Below are 15,213 nucleotides of genomic sequence, written 5' to 3'. Positions count from 1 at the left end.
CTGCAGGGGGGACCCTGTGGGAGAGTAGGACGCCGCCGAACTCCTTTTGTTGAGAAGCCCCGTGCCCTTGTGGCACGGGGCTTCTCTGCGTTCACGACCAGACACGACCAGACAGGAACACCCGCTCCGTGTACGGGTTCTTCCCGCTGAGGCAGGTCGGAGCTGTCGCCCGCGAGCTCCGCTGGTCGATCTGCGCGAGCTTGTCCTTCGCTGCCGTGAGGCTGATGCGCAGACCTTCGATCGAGCCGAGCCATCCCTCGCGCGTGGCAGCTGAAGTTGCACGAGTTGATGCCGCTGAGGCGCATCGGATGCGATCATCGGGCGGGTGAGTGGTTGCATCTTCTGCCAGATCGTCACCGGTCAGCTGCCGTCCTATCGCGTCCTGGAAGACGAGCACGCCGTGGCGTTCCTCGATATCGCGCCGGCCACTGCCGGGCATACCCTGATCGTCCCCCGCGAGCACGTCCGGGATGTCTGGGAGATCTCCGAAGGCGCTTACGGGCATGTTGCTCGGATGGTGCATCGAGTGGCCGCTTTGGTGACGGCGGCGCTTGCTCCCGACGGTGTGAACATCGTCCATTCCACTGGCGAGTTCGCCGGGCAAGAGGTCTTCCATTTCCATGCCCATGTGGTGCCGCGCTGGCAGGGTGATGGCCTGCGGCCGATGTGGAGTTCTCAGCCGGCGCCGGGCCAGGTGCTCGAACGGGTCTTGGAACAGGTCACCGCGGTTCGGTGAGGTCGGGCCCGCCTTCGGTGTCCGAGCCGTTCGCTGAATTCGCGTCCGACAGGACGTGCATCTTGGAACCCGGTCTGCTCCGGTCCACGGGGCTGGGGCCTGCAAGTTCGCCTCCCTTTCGACCACCGTATGTGGGCGGAGTCGAGGACCACGCGGGTCAGGTCGAGCAGGTACAGGGACGCACTCTCGGCGTTTGCCTTCGGATCCGCAGCACACCCTCCGGGGCAAGGCCATGAATTGTGTTTGCGCAGGTCGGGAAGGCAGGGGAAGGATCGGGGGATGGAACACGTGATGCGAGCCGTGCGGGCTGATGAGTGGCCTCTGGTCAAGGAGCTGCGGCTGGCCGCCCTGCAGGACCCGGCGGCGCCGATGGCTTTTCTGGAGACGTACGAGGAGGCCGCTGACCGGTCCGACGCGTTCTGGCAGGACCGGACACTCGGCGGGTCGGAGGCCGGCGGCGGTGAGGTGCGGCAGTTCGTCGCCGTGGCGCCCGACGGGCGGTGGGACGGCAGCGTCACCGTGCTGATCGAGCGGACAGGGGCGGAGGTGCGGTTCGGGGAGCGGCCCGATGTCCACCAGGCCCAGGTGGTGGGGGTGTTCGTACGGTCCGGCGCGCGGGGCGCGGGTCTGGCCGAGGAGTTGTTCCGGGCCGGGACGGACTGGGCCTGGTCGCTGGAGGAACCGCGGATCGAACGGGTGCGGCTGTATGTGCACGAGGACAATGCGCGGGCGGCGGCCCTCTACCGGCGGATCGGGTTCGTGGCCACCGGGCAGTTGATTCCGGTGCCCGGCGACCCGTCCGCCCAGGAACTCGAATACGCGGTGGAGCGGGCGTTGTAGGGCGGTGGCGTCGGGTGTGGCCAGCACGCAATGGTCTTGTTCACGGCGGGCCCCCATCGCGAGGGTGTGGCGGCGAGAGGGATGGGTGCGAGCGGTGAGGGCGTCGAGCTGTGTGGGTGCGTCGAGGGCGGAGGCCGGGTCCGGGAGACGCCTGTGATCTCGTACTAGCGCGAGCCGGTGAGGTCCTGCGGCCAGCGGGCGCGGGCCTGTTCCTGGGAGCGGAGAAGGGCCAGGGTCGGCAGGCCCAGGGCCTGGCCGGTCGACAGCAGCTCCGGGAGCCGGGGCAGGGGCGCCACCGCGGCGACATCGTCGAGCACGAGCGTCATTGGTGGGTCGAGCCGACCGTCGGTTGACCGTGCGGCCATGCGGCGGCCGTGCTCGACCACGTGTGAGGCGAGTGCCGTGAGCAGGGGCATCGCTCCGGGGCCCGAGCGGGGATCCTCGATCGGGTCACCCACCACATACAGGGTGCCCCCTTCGGCCGCAAACGAATCCAGCGTGAGCGAATCGGTACGGTTCGGTGTGCAGGCGTTGCGGATGTGGACCGAGGAGAGCGCGGCGAAGGCGCGTACCGTCAACTCCTGGGCCATTTCGCGGCGTTCGGGGTGCGCGATGAGTGCCGACTCCAACACGCCGGCGAGTCCGGAGGCCGCCTTGGGATGGGTCCGCAGGAGGCGCACCGGTTCGTGGGCGCTGCCGCCGAGAGCCCAGCGGTGGACCTGGCGGAAGGGACGGCCGTCGATGGCGGCGGCGTGCAGCCAGCACTTCAGGAGCGTCTCCGCTGTGTCGGCCGTCGCCGCGTCGATACGGGCCTGTGGCCGGACCGGGGCGAGGAGCGCGGTGGAGCGGGCGGCGGCGGTGTCGGGCTGCTCGCATCCGGCCGTGGGGGACCAGTGGAGACGGGCCGGGGTGTCGCAGAGATGGCCCGGGTCGTAGACGAGGACCGGGCCGAGCTTGGCGCGGGCGTCCTTCGTCTCGGCCCAGACGGTGGGGTCGGAGGTGACGACGAGCACGGGCCCGTCGGCCTCCTGGATCGCCTGGACGACGGCTGGGCGGCGGGTGGCGGCCGGCCCGTACACGACATGTGGGGTACGGGGCGGAGGCAGGGCTGACGGGGCGGACAGGGCGGGATCGGGCTGGAGGGGGTGCCCGAAGGGCACGGGTGTGGGTGCGGGTGCTGGGGGCCGTGTGGGTTCGAACGACGGGGTGTGCTCCACGGGCAGCATGGGTGTGTGGGGGGATTCCGGGGTGGGAGCGGGTTCCGGGGTGGCCTTCGTGGGTTCTGGGGAGTGGGCCGTCGGTTGCGGCGTCGCCCGGGTCGCCTCCGTCCGGGGCGGGTGCTGGGCTTCGGGCCGCGGTTCCTGCTGCCGTGACAGGTCGGGCCCGTCTTCGCCCATGTTCCGGTCGTGCCGCTGCCGTGCCCGTACCGCTCTCCAACGGGCCACCACACCCAGCACGAACACCGTGAGCACCATCAGTGTCATCAGTTCGCCTATGAACAGGCCCCAGAACAGCCCGTATCCGGAGAGCTCGTCCGCCGGGGTGTGCGGCCAGGCGGCCGGGAGATCGTGCGGGGCGGTGACGAGTTGACGCATCGCCAGCGGGGTCTCGGTGAGGGCGACCCCCTCCGGCCAGGCGCCGTGCGCGAAGAGTCCGGCCAGGCCGGTGGCCATCCACGCCAGGAGCGTCAGCCCGAGGAGGAAGGCCAGCAGACCGACCAGCAGGCCGTCCGGGACGCCTCCGCCGCCTTTGCCGGTACGTTCCTCACCGCGCCCTGCCATGTCATGCCACCGTTGACTCGGACGACTCGTTCAGTCGTTGCTGGTGCTCGATCCGTGCCGCGCGCTGTTCCGCCTCCAGGTCGGCGGCGCGTACGTCCTCCGGGAGGAGTTCGGCCGCGGAGGACTCGGTCATCGCGCGGTCGGTGAAGACCAGGGGGCGTTCCGCTTCGGTGATCAGGTGTTTGACCACCTGGACGTTGCCGTTGACGTCCCAGACCGCGATGCCGGGGGTGAGGGTCGGGATGATCTCGACCGCCCACCGGGGCAGGCCGAGCACGCGGCCTGTCGCTCTGGCCTCGTCGGCCTTCTGGGCGTAGATCGTGCGGGTCGAGGCCATTTTGAGAATGGCGGCGGCCTCGCGGGCTGCCGCCCCGTCGACGACATCGCTGAGGTGGTGGACGACGGCCACGAACGACAGACCCAGCCGTCGGCCGAATTTCAGCAGACGCTGGAAGAGCTGGGCCACGAAGGGCGAGTTGATGATGTGCCAGGCCTCCTCGACCAGGAAGATGCGTTTCTTCCGGTCGGGCCTGATCCAGGTGTGCTCCAGCCATACACCGACGATGGCCATCAGGATCGGCATCGCGATCGAGTTCCGGTCGATGTGGGAGAGGTCGAAAACGATCAGTGGGGCGTCGAGGTCGATGCCGGCGCTCGTCGGTCCGTCGAACATGCCGCGCAGGTCTCCGTCGACCAGACGGTCCAGGACGAGGGCGACGTCCAGGCCCCAGGCTCGTACGTCATCTATGTCGACGTTCATCGCCTCGGCGGACTCGGGCTCCGGGTGGCGCAGTTGGTCGACGATGTCGGTCAGGACCGGCTGCCGGTCGGTGATCGTCTCGTTGACGTATGCGTGGGCGACCTTCAGTGCGAAGCCGGACCGCTCGTCCAGGCCGTGTCCCATCGCGACTTCGATGATCGTGCGGAGCAGGGCGAGCTGGCCGGTCGTGGTGATCGCCGGGTCGAGCGGGTTGAGCCGGATGCCGCCGTTGAGCGCGGAGGTCGGGTCGAGACGGATCGGGGTGAGGCCGAGCTCCTGGGCGATGAGGTTCCACTCGCCGACGCCGTCCTCGCCCTGGGCGTCCAGGACGACGACCTGGCGGTCGCGGAAGCGGAGCTGGCGGAGCACGTATGTCTTCTCCAGCGCGGACTTGCCGTTGCCGGACTCGCCGAGCACCAGCCAGTGCGGGGCGGGCAGCTGCTGTCCGTACAGCTGGAAGGGGTCGTAGATGTAGCCCTTGCCGGAGTACACCTCCCGGCCGATGATCACTCCGGAGTCGCCGAGGCCGGGGGCCGCGGTGGGCAGATAGACGGCCTGTGCCTGTCCGGTCGACGTACGGACCGGCAGCCTCGTCGTCTCCACCTTCCCGAAGAGGAAGGCGGCGAAGGCGTCCGACAGCGCGGACAGCGGATCCCGCATGGCGTGACCGACCTCCCTTTCGTTTCTCTCGGTTGTCTGCGGCTAGCGGCGGATGCCGGTGGCGAACGGCAGGGTGTTCACGAAGGCGCGGTGGTGCTCGCGGTCGCACCACTCCAGCTTGAGATACGACTTTCCGGCCGAGGCGCGGATCGTCCGCTTGTCGCGGGCGAGGGCTTCGGGTGATCTTGAGGACACGGTGATGTACCCCACCAGGTTCACTCCGGCCGCGCCGCTCGCGAGATCTTCACCCCGCTGGTCGAGCCGTCCGTGCGCGGCGATGTCGCGCGGGTCGACGGTGCGGTTCATCTTGGCCTGACGGCTTGCCTCCGCCTCGTCGTTGGTCTTCTCGGTGAGCATCCGCTCGATGGCGATCTCGGTGGGTTCGAGGTCCATGCAGACGGCGACGGTACGGATCACATCGGGCGTGTGGACGAGGAGCGGCGCGAGGAAGTTGACGCCGACGGGCGTCATCGGCCATTCCTTCACCCAGGCCGTGGAGTGGCACCAGGGTGCGCGGGTGGCCGACTCGCGGGTCTTGGCCTGGAGGAACGTGGGCTCGACCGCGTCCAGTTCGGCCGGCCAGGCGTTGCGCTTGGTCATGGCCTGAATGTGGTCGATGGGGTGGTCGGGGTCGTACATGGAGTGCACGAGGGAGGCGAGCCGGCTCTGGCCGAGCGGCTGACGCACCCGGATGTCGGCCTCGGCGAGGCGGGCGCAGATGTCGGTGAGCTCGCGCGCCATGACGACGGCGAGGCCCGCGTCCCGGTCCAGCTTCCGGCCGGAGCCGGGACGGGCGGCGCGGGCCATGGCGTTGGCCTCGGCTGCCAGCTCGCGCGTGTAGTGCATGCAGGCGACGAGGTAGGCGCGGTGCTGTTCGCTGGAGGTGGAGACCATGGACTGGAGCTGGTCGTACGAATCCTGGAGCCAGTTCGGGGACGCCGTGTCGCCGCGCTGGGCGACATCCTTGGCATGGGCGTCGGGGTCGGCGGGGAGGGTGCGGGCCAGCATTTGAATGCGGGTCACGAAGCCGTCGCCGTTGGCGACATGCTTCAGCAGGGTGCCGAACCGGTCGACGAGGGCCTCTTGGTCCTCGCTGTCGCGCAGTCCGACGCCGGGGCCCTCGATCTCGATCGCGGCGGTGACGGTGCGGCGGTCGGCGTGCAGGAGCACGGCGATCTCGTCCGGGCCGAACGGGGCCGCGAGCCAGCTGATCCGGCCGATGCCGGGGGGCGGTCCGATCTCGACCTCGCGCCCGTCGGCGCCGACGCCCGCCTCCATGGCGGCGGAACGGTAGGTCGTGCCGCGGCTCAGGGTGCGCTTGTAGCTGCGGTTGATCTCGAACCAGCGGTAGAAGGTGCGGTGCTTGTACGGGACGTAGACGATCGCGAGGGCAAGGAGGGGGAAACCGGCGAGCAGCACGATCCGGGGTGCCAGGTAGGGGACGAGCAGCCCGCTCATCATGCCGAAGAACGCACCGGCGATGATCAGTGCGATCTCGCCGGTCTCGCGGTTCTTGCCGACGATCGCGTTCGGCCGGGCCCGGCCGATGAGATACGTACGGCGGGGCGCGATCGTGTGGGACTGGACCGTCAACGCCCTCCACCTCCCGTGCTGTTGTTACCTGTACTGCCTGATCCGCCACCTCGGGGGGAGCGGCTGCTGTGGGGGGTGCCGGAGGTCGGGCCCGATCCGCTGCGGGGCGGAGGTGCGGCGGAGGGGACAGATCCGCCGCCGACTCCGCTCCCGCCGCCGGAGTTGCGGGAGCTGTGCGCGGCGACACCGCCGCTGATCGGGTTGGCGGGCCGCGCGCCTCCGCTGCCGCCGCCGTCGCCGCTGTTCTGGCCGCTGCGGCTGCTGTGGGTCTTGATGCCCTGGGAGACGAGGGCGGCGGGAGAGCTGATCAGCGCGGCGGCCTGGGAGCCGTCGGTGGCCTGCTTGCGGTTGGTGCGGGCGCCCTGGATCTCGTCGCCGAAGCCGGGGACGAACCGGTAGATCATCGCGGAGGCGAAGATCGCGAGCAGGATGATGGCGAGACCGGACACGACGGAGGAGAACGCGTTCGGCCCGTCGTCCCCGGAGAGCGCGCCGGCCAGCCCCAGCACGATGACGATGACCGGCTTCACCATGATCACCGCGACCATGATGCCTGCCCAGCGGCGCACGTGGCCCCACATGTTCTTGTCCACGAGCCCCGCGTAGACGACGGTGCCGAGGAGGGCGCCCACGTAGAGCAGGGCGGCGCGGATGACGAGTTCCAGGTAGAGGACGCCCGCGGCGAGGATCGAGACGAGGGAGACGACGATCAGCATGATCGGCCCGCCGCCGATGTCGGAGCCCTTCTTGAGCGCCTCGGCGAACGAGCCGAAGAAGACGTCGGCCTTGTTTCCCGTGGCCGAGGCGATCACGTCACTCACGCCGTCCGTGGCGGAGACGACCACGTAGAGGATGAGCGGGGTGAAGGCCGAGGCGATGACGGTCAGCCAGAGGAATCCGACGGCCTCGGAGATCGCGGTGGTGAGCGGGACACCGCGGATGGCGCGCTTGGCGACGGCGAACAGCCACAGGACGAGCGTGAGGATGGCGGAGGCCGCGAACACGATCGCGTACTGCTGCCGGAAGGTTTCGTTGGTGAAGTCGACGTTCGCGGTCTGCTTCACGGCCTCGCTGAGCTTGCCGATGATCCATGCGGCGGCGTCGGCGCAGCCGCGGGCGAGGGAGGAGAGGGGGTCCAGGGAGTTGTCTACGGTGGAGGACGGGTCGGTCTTGGGGGCGCCTGCGTCGCCTTTTTCGCAGTAGTCCTTGGCGGGGCCACGGATCAGGTCGCATGCGTTGTTGCTCTCGCTGGGCGTAGGGCTCGGAGAGGGGGCAGCGAATGCGCGACTGGCCAGCATGATGACGGCGACCTGCAGGCTGGTTGCGGCCGCCGCCAGAGAAAGGGCTCGGCTGGATGGTTTACCGGGCATACGTGAACCCTCCGAACTCTTCCACTGCGTTGGCCATCTCCTCGGCAGGGGATGCAACCTGGTCACGACCGACAGGCGTGGGGCCGTCCTTCTGTGTGAAGTCGGTGACCTTCCAGTCTCCGTCGATCCATGCCAGGTCGAAGGTGTTGGTGAACCAGCTCTCTGAGACGGGATTCTTGGAACCTTCACCGGCCAGCCCAAACAGGGCTGAGTACCAAACGGCGACGCTCGCAGTGTCGCCGTTGAATTTCACGACCTTGGTTCCGGCCGGGACGGAGCGTGAGATGAAGGTCAGACCGGCCGGTGCGGTGCCATCGGGGTTCAGACCGATGCTGGTGAGGAAGGATTCACCGGAGTACACCTTGTCCAGGTCACCCTGGCGAGCAGCGGCGACCGCAGGGGCGTATACCGCAGTGACGACAGCGCGCCGACGGGTCTGGTCGAACAGATCGGCTGATCCGAGCGCCACGGCGTAATTCGCCGCCGCGCTCTGCGCCCCCTGCTCGTCATGGGCGAACCCCGAAGGGATCGAGCCGTTCTTCCCTGTCACCGGCTTCGTGCCCGTGGCGGCCGTGGACGACGCGTCCGGCTTGTTTCCGGCGCTGCCCGAGGCGCCGTCCTTGCCGTCCTTGTTGCCTCCGCCCCCCATGTTGGCGAACGCGATGGCGGCGATCAGGAGGACGACCACGCCGACCACCGTGACGAGGGAGCGGGAGTTGCGGGCGGGGCGGCGGGGGGTGCTGTAGCCGTCGCCGCCCTCGCCGTCGGGGAAACGGGTACGGGTCTGGCGCGTACCGCCGATGGTGCTGTATCCATCGTCCGTACGACCTGAACCGCTGCCGTAGCCGTTCTCGTCGCCGAGGCTCATGCCGCGTGCGCCCCCTCAACCGTTTCCTGGACCGTGTAGTACGACGGTAGCCGTGCGGGGTGCCGCGCGGGGGCGGTGTGGTGACTCGACATCAGAGAGACGCAACCTCTGCCGGTGGGTGCGACGGGCGGATGGTGTGGGAGGTGGGCGGGACTGCCCCTGGCGGGGGATGACGGCCGGTCAGACAGCCATCCCGTAGACGATGGTGAACAAGGTGCCGAGCGATCCGATGATGAACACACCGGTCAGACCGGCAACGATCAGCCCCTTGCCCTGCTCCGCGCTGAACGTGTCGCGCAGCGCGGTGGCGCCGATGCGCTGCTTTGCCGCGCCCCAGACCGCGATGCCGAGGCAGAGCAGGATGGCAATGGCCATCACGACCTCGATCAACACGCGTGCCTCGTTGCCCAAGGTCCCGAACGGCCCCCAGTTCGGGGCGATTCCGCCGATGATGGTGGTGATGTCGCCCTTTTCAGCTGCCAGGATCATGTAAGTCACCGCCCCTGTTGGGTAGTTCATTGCCCCTGCCACTTGGCATGGGTCGCTCTCTATCTTCGCTGATGAAAGTGCTCTCGTACGACGGCTTGACGGCTCTCTTTACCTGGATCTCGCACGCGCGACCGATCCGACCGCTCTGACCTGCGGTTCGAATCGATGTGTGACCGAATATGTATGGTTACTCTGTGTATCACGGAGGGTGACCCCGGGCAATGACTGCCATTCCGCCACCCTGGCCGAGAGCTTTGTGCGGGGGCGCGGTGGCGCAGGACCTGTCCGGAGCGGCGTCGGTTCAGAGGAGAGAGCGGGGCGGTACGGGCGGCCGGGGCGGTGTCGCCCAGGTCGGTGGCGGCCGGAAATCGCACCAGGTGCCGTCGAACGGAAACGTTCCGGCCTCGGCGAGCTGTGCGACGGAGGCGCCCTCCTGGCGGATGGCTGATGCTTCGTCGGCAGACCAGTAGGCCGGGTCGCCCGTCTTCTCGGCGAAGGACTGCTCGTCCTTCCATCGCCAGCTCCGGTCCGGCGCCACGTTGATGTCGAGTTCGTGATCGCTGATGTCGATGTCGTCGCCGTGGTGGACCCGGCGCTCCAGATTGACGTACCAGCCGCGGAACTTGTGTCTGCGGCCGAAGAGCCAGAGCACCGAGTGCGCGGCACCGGCCGGCTGGTAGAAGAGCGCGCTGCCCATCGGCCAGCGGTCGGCAACCACCGGAAAGCCGTCGGCCGGGCGCTCGTGCGGGGCGATGTCCCGCAGATGTGCCCCGCGCGGAAGCTCCGTACGCCACATCGGCGTGCCGGTCTCCATCCACACCAGCTGGCCCGCCTCGGTGCGCTCGACGAGGCGTACGGGCACCGACGTACTCAGATGGCCGCCTATGAAGAAGTTCCAGCGGAGGATCCGGCCCGGCTCGTCGTTCATGCCGTTGATCATGCCCACGGCGGAGTGGCCGGACACGTGGTCGCCGGGCGTGGCCGGCCGCCTGTCCGGAGGGGGCGGAGGCGGGGTCGGGGCGAGGGTGGGGCGGGGTGTGCCGTTGTCCTCGCGGCGAGACACGCCGAATGTCTCGCCGTATGAATGATTCGGTCAAAGTGGCCGATATTGGGGTCATCTGATAAACCATCGTCAATCGAGGGGCCCATGCTGCGCATGAAAACCCGGCAGGCAAGGCGAGCGACAGCGATCAGAGGCGCGGCCATAGCGATGCTCGCGGTGTCCGTGACGGTCGGGATCCCGTCGGTTGCCGTGGACGCGCAGGCCGAGGTGCGTGCCGACCTGCCACGTACCGTTCCCGCTCCCTCCGACTCCACCTCCGTCGTCACTGTCAAGACGGGTGGCGACCGCGACGGCGACCTGTCCGTGGCGCCGCTGCCCGGCACCGTACTGGGTCTGTATGCCGCCGAGACGGGTGGAAGCCCGGTGTTCACCTGCACCTCGGACGCCGCGGGTGACTGCAGCTTCGTCGTGCCCGACACGGGCAAGGGCGGTGCGAACGAGGGGCGGCAGTTCTGGGTGCGTCAGGTGTCCGCACCCGACGGCTGGTTCATCAACGACACCTTCCGTACGGGTGGTACGACGACGACTCCGTACCGCTTCCAGACGCCGCGCCTGCTCGCGGACACCGTCTACAGCTCCACCGACGGCGGCTCCAACGGATTCATGGTGGGCAGCGGAGCGAGCAACGAGAAGGCGTCCACCGGGACCTGGCAGCAGTCGCGGAACAATCCCGCGCTGCCCGAGAGGTGCGGTCTCAAGGTCGCGCTCGTGATGGACCTGTCCGGCTCGATGAACGGCAGCGTTCCCGCGCTCAAGAGCGCCGCCGACACCTTCGTCGACAGCCTCCAGGGCACCGCGTCGTCGATGGCGCGCTTCTCCTTCTCCTCCTACTCGCCCGCTACCAGGGGCGGCGCGAACGCGCCGGGTCTCGTGTCCGTGTCGACCCGCGCCGATGCCACGGAGTTCAAGCAGGGGTACGCGAGCTGGGACAACACCACGGCCAACGGCTCCACCAACTGGGACCGTGCGCTGTACGAACCCGCGTCGGCGACGTCCACGTACGACGTGGCGGTTGTCATCACGGACGGGATGCCGACGAACTACTCGATCCCCGGCGGTCCCTCCGGTGGGGCCAACGGTTCGGTGACCCGGCTCCGTGAGCTGGAGAGCGGCATCGCCTCCGCCAACGCGCTGAAGGCCCGGGGCACCCGTGTGCTGGCGGTGGGCGTCGGCAACGGCACGTCGGGGAACGCCGCGGTCAACCTGGCGTCGATCTCCGGGAGGACGAAGTACGACGGCAGCAACATCGAGGCGGCCGACTACTTCCAGGAGAGCAGCTTCGCCGAGGCCGGAACCGCGCTGCGTCGGCTCGCGCTCGCCCCCTGCACGCCCGCGGTCTCGGTGGTCAAGCAGATCCAGGCCGAGGACGGCACGATGTACAACGCGCCCGCGGGGTGGACGTTCGACGGGGAGACGGCCACCCCGGGGACGTCCGTCCAGTCGCCTCGGACCACGGTGGCCGACGGCACGGGCGGTGTCTCGTTCCCCCTCACGTACGAGGGCGCGTCGTCGGCGACCATCAGCATCACCGAACGGCAGCAGCCCGGCTATCAGCTGGTCGAACAGGACGGGAAGAACGCCGTCTGCGTCGAGAAGGTGTCCGAGCAGCCCGCCGAGGTCACCGACGACCCGGGCGGTGGTCCGGGCTTCAGCGTGGACGTCCCCGCACAGGGGTCCGTCAGCTGCACCGTGGTGAACAAGGCACCGCCCGAGGTAGTGCCGGCCACCCTCCGGGTCGACAAGAAGTGGACCGTCACCACCGATGACGGGAGCCGCACCTACGGCGAGGGCGAGCAGCCCCGCGAACTGCGGGCCGACCTCAGCCTCTCCGATCCCACGGGCAGAACCGCGTCCGCATGGGAGTGGGGAACCGTGCGGGACGGCTATGCCACCGGCGACTTGGTGACACTCACCGAGAAGCCCCGCTTCGCCGCGGACATCGACTGCGATCTCGCCGCAGTCGAACTCGACGGCCGGACCCTCGATCCCGAGAGCCCGTCCGCGGAGGTCGAGCTGGGCCGCGGCGACAATGTGCACGAGGTCACCAACCACGTGACCTGCCGCACCACGCTGACCCTGGCCAAGGCCGTGCGAGGTGGCGACGCCGACCCCGGGAGCTGGACACTGCGGGCCATCGCGGAGCAGGGCGCACTGCCGGGCCCCGACGGCAGGAGCGGCACCGCGCAGGCCACGGCCCGTGTCACGCCGGAGGCCCGGTACCAGCTCACCGAACAACTGGACCCGTCGGCCGACCCGAGCCTGCTGAACTACCGGCAGGCGGACAACCGTACGAACTACCAGAGCAACCCGCTCTCCACCGGCTCGATGAACTGTCTGGCCCACGGCAGGGGCGGGGACGAGCTGCTGGGCTGGAACGACGGCATCAACGGAGGCGTGAACGTCCCGCTCGGGCTCCACGTCGTCTGCACCGCGCAGAACGAGTCGGTGCCGCTCACCCTGATCAAGGAGGTGAAGGGCGGCGACGCGGGCGTGAAGCCGTCGGACTGGTCGATCACGGCCACCCCGGTCGACCCCGACCCCGCGGAACTGCCTGCCCCGACGGTGACCGGTGCGGCGGGACCGGACGGTGTGACGATTCAGGTACGCCCCGGCCAGAGGTACCGGATCAGTGAGTCGGGCGGCCCGTCCGGCTACGACCTGGAATCGGTGGTGTGCCGGACCGACGACGGCGTCGCCCGGACGCAGGACGGTGCCGTGACCGTCGGACCGGCGCAGCGGGGCACATGCGTGCTGGTCAACACTGCCCGTTCGACGTACCTGACGCTGGTGAAGAAGGTCGTCAACCGGCACGGAGGTACGGCGGAGCCGGCCGACTGGACGCTGTCGGCGACCGGACCGACCGAGGGCGTCAGGGGAGTGACAGGTTCCCCCGAGGTGACGCATGCACAGGTGACCCCCGGCACGTACGCGCTGTCCGAAGCCGGTGGCCCGGCCGGGTACGTCGCGTCCGACTGGACCTGTGCGAGCGCGGACGGTGATCTTCCGACGGAGGACGGGAGGGTGGAACTGGCCACGGGTGTCACAGCGACCTGCACGGTCACGAACAAGGACAAGCCCGTGAAGCCGTCCCCGTCCCCGTCCCCGACTCCGAAGCCGACCTGGACGAAGCCGTGGCATCCGGGGGGCCATCCCGGCGGCCATCCGGGAGGGCATCCCGGCGGTGGTCCGGGCGGTCGTCCCGGAGGTCATCCCGGTGGCGGTCCGGGCGGTCGTCCCGGTGGCGGCAGTCTCCCGAGCACGGGGAGCGACGACGCGCTGCTGTGGCTGGGTGGCATCGGTGTACCGATGCTGGTGGCGGCAGGCGGTTGGATGGTCCTGCGCGCTCGTCGACGGGCGTCGACCGGCGGGGGCGCCACCGGCTAGTGCCCCGCCCGGCACGCCTTGCCCCGTCGCGCCGCCCGGCACGCACGCTCCTTCCGGGCAAACGTTGCCGGTCACGGGACCAGGCGAGTGGTGAGCGGTACCGGGTGACCGGATGATGTGCCCGTACGGGGAAGCGAGGCCCCTGTACGGGCACATCCATGTCTGGATCTCCGCCCGGTGCCGCCCGGCCATGGCGATACCGGTGCGGGTTCGCCGACGTCGGATCCGACGTCGGACCGGGCTCACCTCACCGGATCCCTGCCGTCGGGCTCGGCGAAGTGGTCGAACTCGCCGGCCTGGACGCCCTTGGTGAAGGCGTCCCATTTCGTCCGGGTGGTCGTGACGACGGTGGCGGGGTCGCCGGTCTCGCGGAGGTGGACCAGTCCGTCCGGGCCGAAGGCGATCTCGATCCAGGGGCCGGGGCCCTCCTCGCCCTCGGGGGCGGCACGGGTCCAGACGAGGCCGGCGGGGACGTCAGCCATGGGAGCGACGCTCCTTGAGGGTGCGTACGAGGGCGGCCCAGGCGTCGGGGGTGGTGCGGAGCACCGCCCCGGTGGGGTCGCCGCTTTCTGTGAGACAGACCGTGCCGGGGGCGGGGGCTGCCACGTGCACACAGGAATTGCCCTGGGCGCAGTAGGACGATTTCTGCCAGGCAGGAGCGGACATGGTGGGTTCCTTCACAGGTCGCGGACGATGGTGTGGATGAAGTCCCTGGACGCGTCGCGGTCCAGCGCGGTGGCCTCCATGCGGCCGAGCAGCGCGCGGTACTTCTCCAACTGGGCCTCGGCGTCGAGGAAGACGGGGCCGTGCGACTGGTCCAGGTTGACGGTGTCGAGCTGCGGAACCGGTCCGAGGAAGTAGTAGATCGACTGACCCGACCCGGCAAAGGATCCCGCAGAGAACGGGATGACCTGGAGGGTGACGTGCTCCCGCTCGCTCATGTCGAGCAGATGCCGAAGTTGCCTGCGGGCCACTGCCGGGCCACCGAACCGCATGCGCAGTGCGGCCTCATGGACAACGGCCCGGTGCGGCGTCGGTGAGTCCCGGAACAGTACGGCCTGTCGCTTGATACGGAACGAGACGCGGTGCTCGATGTCGGGAGGCGACAGTTCCGGAATGTCCTGGCGGAAGACTTCGCGGGCGTACTCCGCGGTCTGGAAGAGGCCGGGGACGTGAACGGTGACGGCTGTCCGCAGCCCACGGGCATGGTGCTCGATCTCCGCCAGGTCCAGGAGCGGCGCGGGCAGAATCCCTCGGTACTCCTCCCACCACCCTCGCCTACGGTCGGACGTCATGCTTCCCAGGGCGGCGACGATGTCCTTGTCGGTGCAGTCGTACCGGTCGGCCAGGGCGCGCAGACGCGCCAGGCTCACGCCGATGCGTCCGGCCTCCATGTTGCTGATCTGGTTCTGCTTCACGCCCAGGAGCTGACCGGCCTGGGTCGCGGTGAGCCCTGCGCGCTCACGGAGTTTGCGCAGCTCGCCACCGAACCGGAGTTGACGACCCGTCGGAGTGCTTCTCAAGGGTTTGCTCGCCTCCCTGAGCGGCTGGTCACCCACACGGGTGTCAGTTTATGGATTCGTCCGGAATCGGTTAATGCATTAGCCGCCGGTCGTTACGGTGGTGGTCGGGCCCTCGCCCGGAAGTACCCCGCTCGACGGAGCGGCCT

The 15,213-nt window shown here is 69.3% G+C and carries 13 protein-coding genes and 1 pseudogene; 3 read left to right on the top strand and 11 right to left on the bottom strand.

Annotated features, from left to right (window positions below; all coding sequences use genetic code 11):
- Positions 1 to 325 precede the first annotated feature (325 nt).
- Positions 326 to 736: an HIT family protein gene (locus tag ACFVUT_RS30965; protein WP_389656686.1), complete on the top strand. Its 411-nt coding sequence runs from the start codon at positions 326 to 328 to the stop codon at positions 734 to 736.
- 10 nt (positions 737 to 746) lie between these two features.
- Here ACFVUT_RS30965 and ACFVUT_RS30960 read toward each other — a convergent pair.
- Positions 747 to 906 (bottom strand): annotated as a pseudogene (locus ACFVUT_RS30960) (IS5/IS1182 family transposase); the annotation flags it as partial.
- A gap of 109 nt (positions 907 to 1,015) precedes the next feature.
- On the opposite strand from ACFVUT_RS30960, the gene ACFVUT_RS30955 reads away from it, so the two are divergent.
- Positions 1,016 to 1,576, top strand: coding sequence for a GNAT family N-acetyltransferase (locus ACFVUT_RS30955; protein ID WP_389656683.1), 561 nt, complete (start codon positions 1,016 to 1,018; stop codon positions 1,574 to 1,576).
- 164 nt (positions 1,577 to 1,740) lie between these two features.
- Here the strand turns inward: ACFVUT_RS30955 and ACFVUT_RS30950 are convergent, their stop codons facing one another.
- The 7 genes from ACFVUT_RS30950 to ACFVUT_RS30920 form a co-directional block, all read right to left on the bottom strand.
- Positions 1,741 to 3,357, bottom strand: a complete 1,617-nt coding sequence (locus ACFVUT_RS30950; RefSeq protein ID WP_389656680.1) for a type VI secretion protein — start codon at positions 3,355 to 3,357, stop codon at positions 1,741 to 1,743.
- A 1-nt stretch (position 3,358) separates the two neighbouring features.
- A complete protein-coding gene (locus tag ACFVUT_RS30945; protein WP_389656678.1) occupies positions 3,359 to 4,777 on the bottom strand; it encodes an ATP-binding protein in 1,419 nt (472 codons plus the stop codon).
- A gap of 42 nt (positions 4,778 to 4,819) precedes the next feature.
- Positions 4,820 to 6,370 carry an SCO6880 family protein gene (locus ACFVUT_RS30940; RefSeq protein ID WP_389656675.1) on the bottom strand — a complete coding sequence of 517 codons (1,551 nt, stop codon included), beginning with the start codon at positions 6,368 to 6,370 and terminating at the stop codon, positions 4,820 to 4,822.
- On the bottom strand, positions 6,367 to 7,740 hold the full coding sequence (locus ACFVUT_RS30935) for a hypothetical protein (RefSeq protein ID WP_389656672.1): 1,374 nt from the start codon (positions 7,738 to 7,740) through the stop codon (positions 6,367 to 6,369). Before ACFVUT_RS30935 ends, ACFVUT_RS30940 begins: the two co-directional genes overlap by 4 nt.
- On the bottom strand, positions 7,730 to 8,608 hold the full coding sequence (locus ACFVUT_RS30930; protein ID WP_389656669.1) for a hypothetical protein: 879 nt from the start codon (positions 8,606 to 8,608) through the stop codon (positions 7,730 to 7,732). Before ACFVUT_RS30930 ends, ACFVUT_RS30935 begins: the two co-directional genes overlap by 11 nt.
- A gap of 180 nt (positions 8,609 to 8,788) precedes the next feature.
- Positions 8,789 to 9,097 carry a hypothetical protein gene (locus tag ACFVUT_RS30925; protein WP_389656702.1) on the bottom strand — a complete coding sequence of 103 codons (309 nt, stop codon included), beginning with the start codon at positions 9,095 to 9,097 and terminating at the stop codon, positions 8,789 to 8,791.
- A 301-nt stretch (positions 9,098 to 9,398) separates the two neighbouring features.
- Positions 9,399 to 10,025 (bottom strand): DUF402 domain-containing protein, encoded by a 627-nt coding sequence (locus tag ACFVUT_RS30920; RefSeq protein WP_389656666.1) that lies wholly within the window; start codon positions 10,023 to 10,025, stop codon positions 9,399 to 9,401.
- A gap of 219 nt (positions 10,026 to 10,244) precedes the next feature.
- Between ACFVUT_RS30920 and ACFVUT_RS30915 the strand changes: the two genes are divergently transcribed.
- A complete protein-coding gene (locus ACFVUT_RS30915; RefSeq protein WP_389656663.1) occupies positions 10,245 to 13,544 on the top strand; it encodes an LPXTG cell wall anchor domain-containing protein in 3,300 nt (1,099 codons plus the stop codon).
- A gap of 242 nt (positions 13,545 to 13,786) precedes the next feature.
- Here the strand turns inward: ACFVUT_RS30915 and ACFVUT_RS30910 are convergent, their stop codons facing one another.
- From ACFVUT_RS30910 to ACFVUT_RS30900, 3 genes are read right to left on the bottom strand one after another with little or no spacing between them, the layout of a single operon-like run.
- A complete protein-coding gene (locus tag ACFVUT_RS30910) occupies positions 13,787 to 14,026 on the bottom strand; it encodes a DUF397 domain-containing protein (RefSeq protein ID WP_389656660.1) in 240 nt (79 codons plus the stop codon).
- Positions 14,019 to 14,210 (bottom strand): DUF397 domain-containing protein, encoded by a 192-nt coding sequence (locus tag ACFVUT_RS30905; protein WP_389656657.1) that lies wholly within the window; start codon positions 14,208 to 14,210, stop codon positions 14,019 to 14,021. Before ACFVUT_RS30905 ends, ACFVUT_RS30910 begins: the two co-directional genes overlap by 8 nt.
- A gap of 11 nt (positions 14,211 to 14,221) precedes the next feature.
- Positions 14,222 to 15,067 carry a helix-turn-helix domain-containing protein gene (locus ACFVUT_RS30900; RefSeq protein WP_389656654.1) on the bottom strand — a complete coding sequence of 282 codons (846 nt, stop codon included), beginning with the start codon at positions 15,065 to 15,067 and terminating at the stop codon, positions 14,222 to 14,224.
- Positions 15,068 to 15,213 lie beyond the last annotated feature (146 nt).

Source organism: Streptomyces sp. NPDC058051, assembly GCF_042885475.1.
GTDB lineage: Bacteria > Actinomycetota > Actinomycetes > Streptomycetales > Streptomycetaceae > Streptomyces.
Note: the sequence above shows the minus strand (reverse complement) of the source record. Positions and strands in the feature narration are given on the sequence as shown.

What these genes read in the sequence shown, in the direction of transcription:
- ACFVUT_RS30950 (WP_389656680.1), bottom strand. Translation starts at nt 3,357, where the DNA reads ATGGCAGGGCGCGGTGAGGAACGTACCGGCAAAGGCGGCGGAGGCGTC.
- ACFVUT_RS30925 (WP_389656702.1), bottom strand. Translation starts at nt 9,097, where the DNA reads ATGATCCTGGCAGCTGAAAAGGGCGACATCACCACCATCATCGGCGGA.
- ACFVUT_RS30955 (WP_389656683.1), top strand. Translation starts at nt 1,016, where the DNA reads ATGGAACACGTGATGCGAGCCGTGCGGGCTGATGAGTGGCCTCTGGTC.
- ACFVUT_RS30930 (WP_389656669.1), bottom strand. Translation starts at nt 8,608, where the DNA reads ATGAGCCTCGGCGACGAGAACGGCTACGGCAGCGGTTCAGGTCGTACG.
- ACFVUT_RS30920 (WP_389656666.1), bottom strand. Translation starts at nt 10,025, where the DNA reads ATGAACGACGAGCCGGGCCGGATCCTCCGCTGGAACTTCTTCATAGGC.
- ACFVUT_RS30945 (WP_389656678.1), bottom strand. Translation starts at nt 4,777, where the DNA reads ATGCGGGATCCGCTGTCCGCGCTGTCGGACGCCTTCGCCGCCTTCCTC.
- ACFVUT_RS30915 (WP_389656663.1), top strand. Translation starts at nt 10,245, where the DNA reads ATGCTGCGCATGAAAACCCGGCAGGCAAGGCGAGCGACAGCGATCAGA.
- ACFVUT_RS30905 (WP_389656657.1), bottom strand. Translation starts at nt 14,210, where the DNA reads ATGTCCGCTCCTGCCTGGCAGAAATCGTCCTACTGCGCCCAGGGCAAT.
- ACFVUT_RS30935 (WP_389656672.1), bottom strand. Translation starts at nt 7,740, where the DNA reads ATGCCCGGTAAACCATCCAGCCGAGCCCTTTCTCTGGCGGCGGCCGCA.
- ACFVUT_RS30910 (WP_389656660.1), bottom strand. Translation starts at nt 14,026, where the DNA reads ATGGCTGACGTCCCCGCCGGCCTCGTCTGGACCCGTGCCGCCCCCGAG.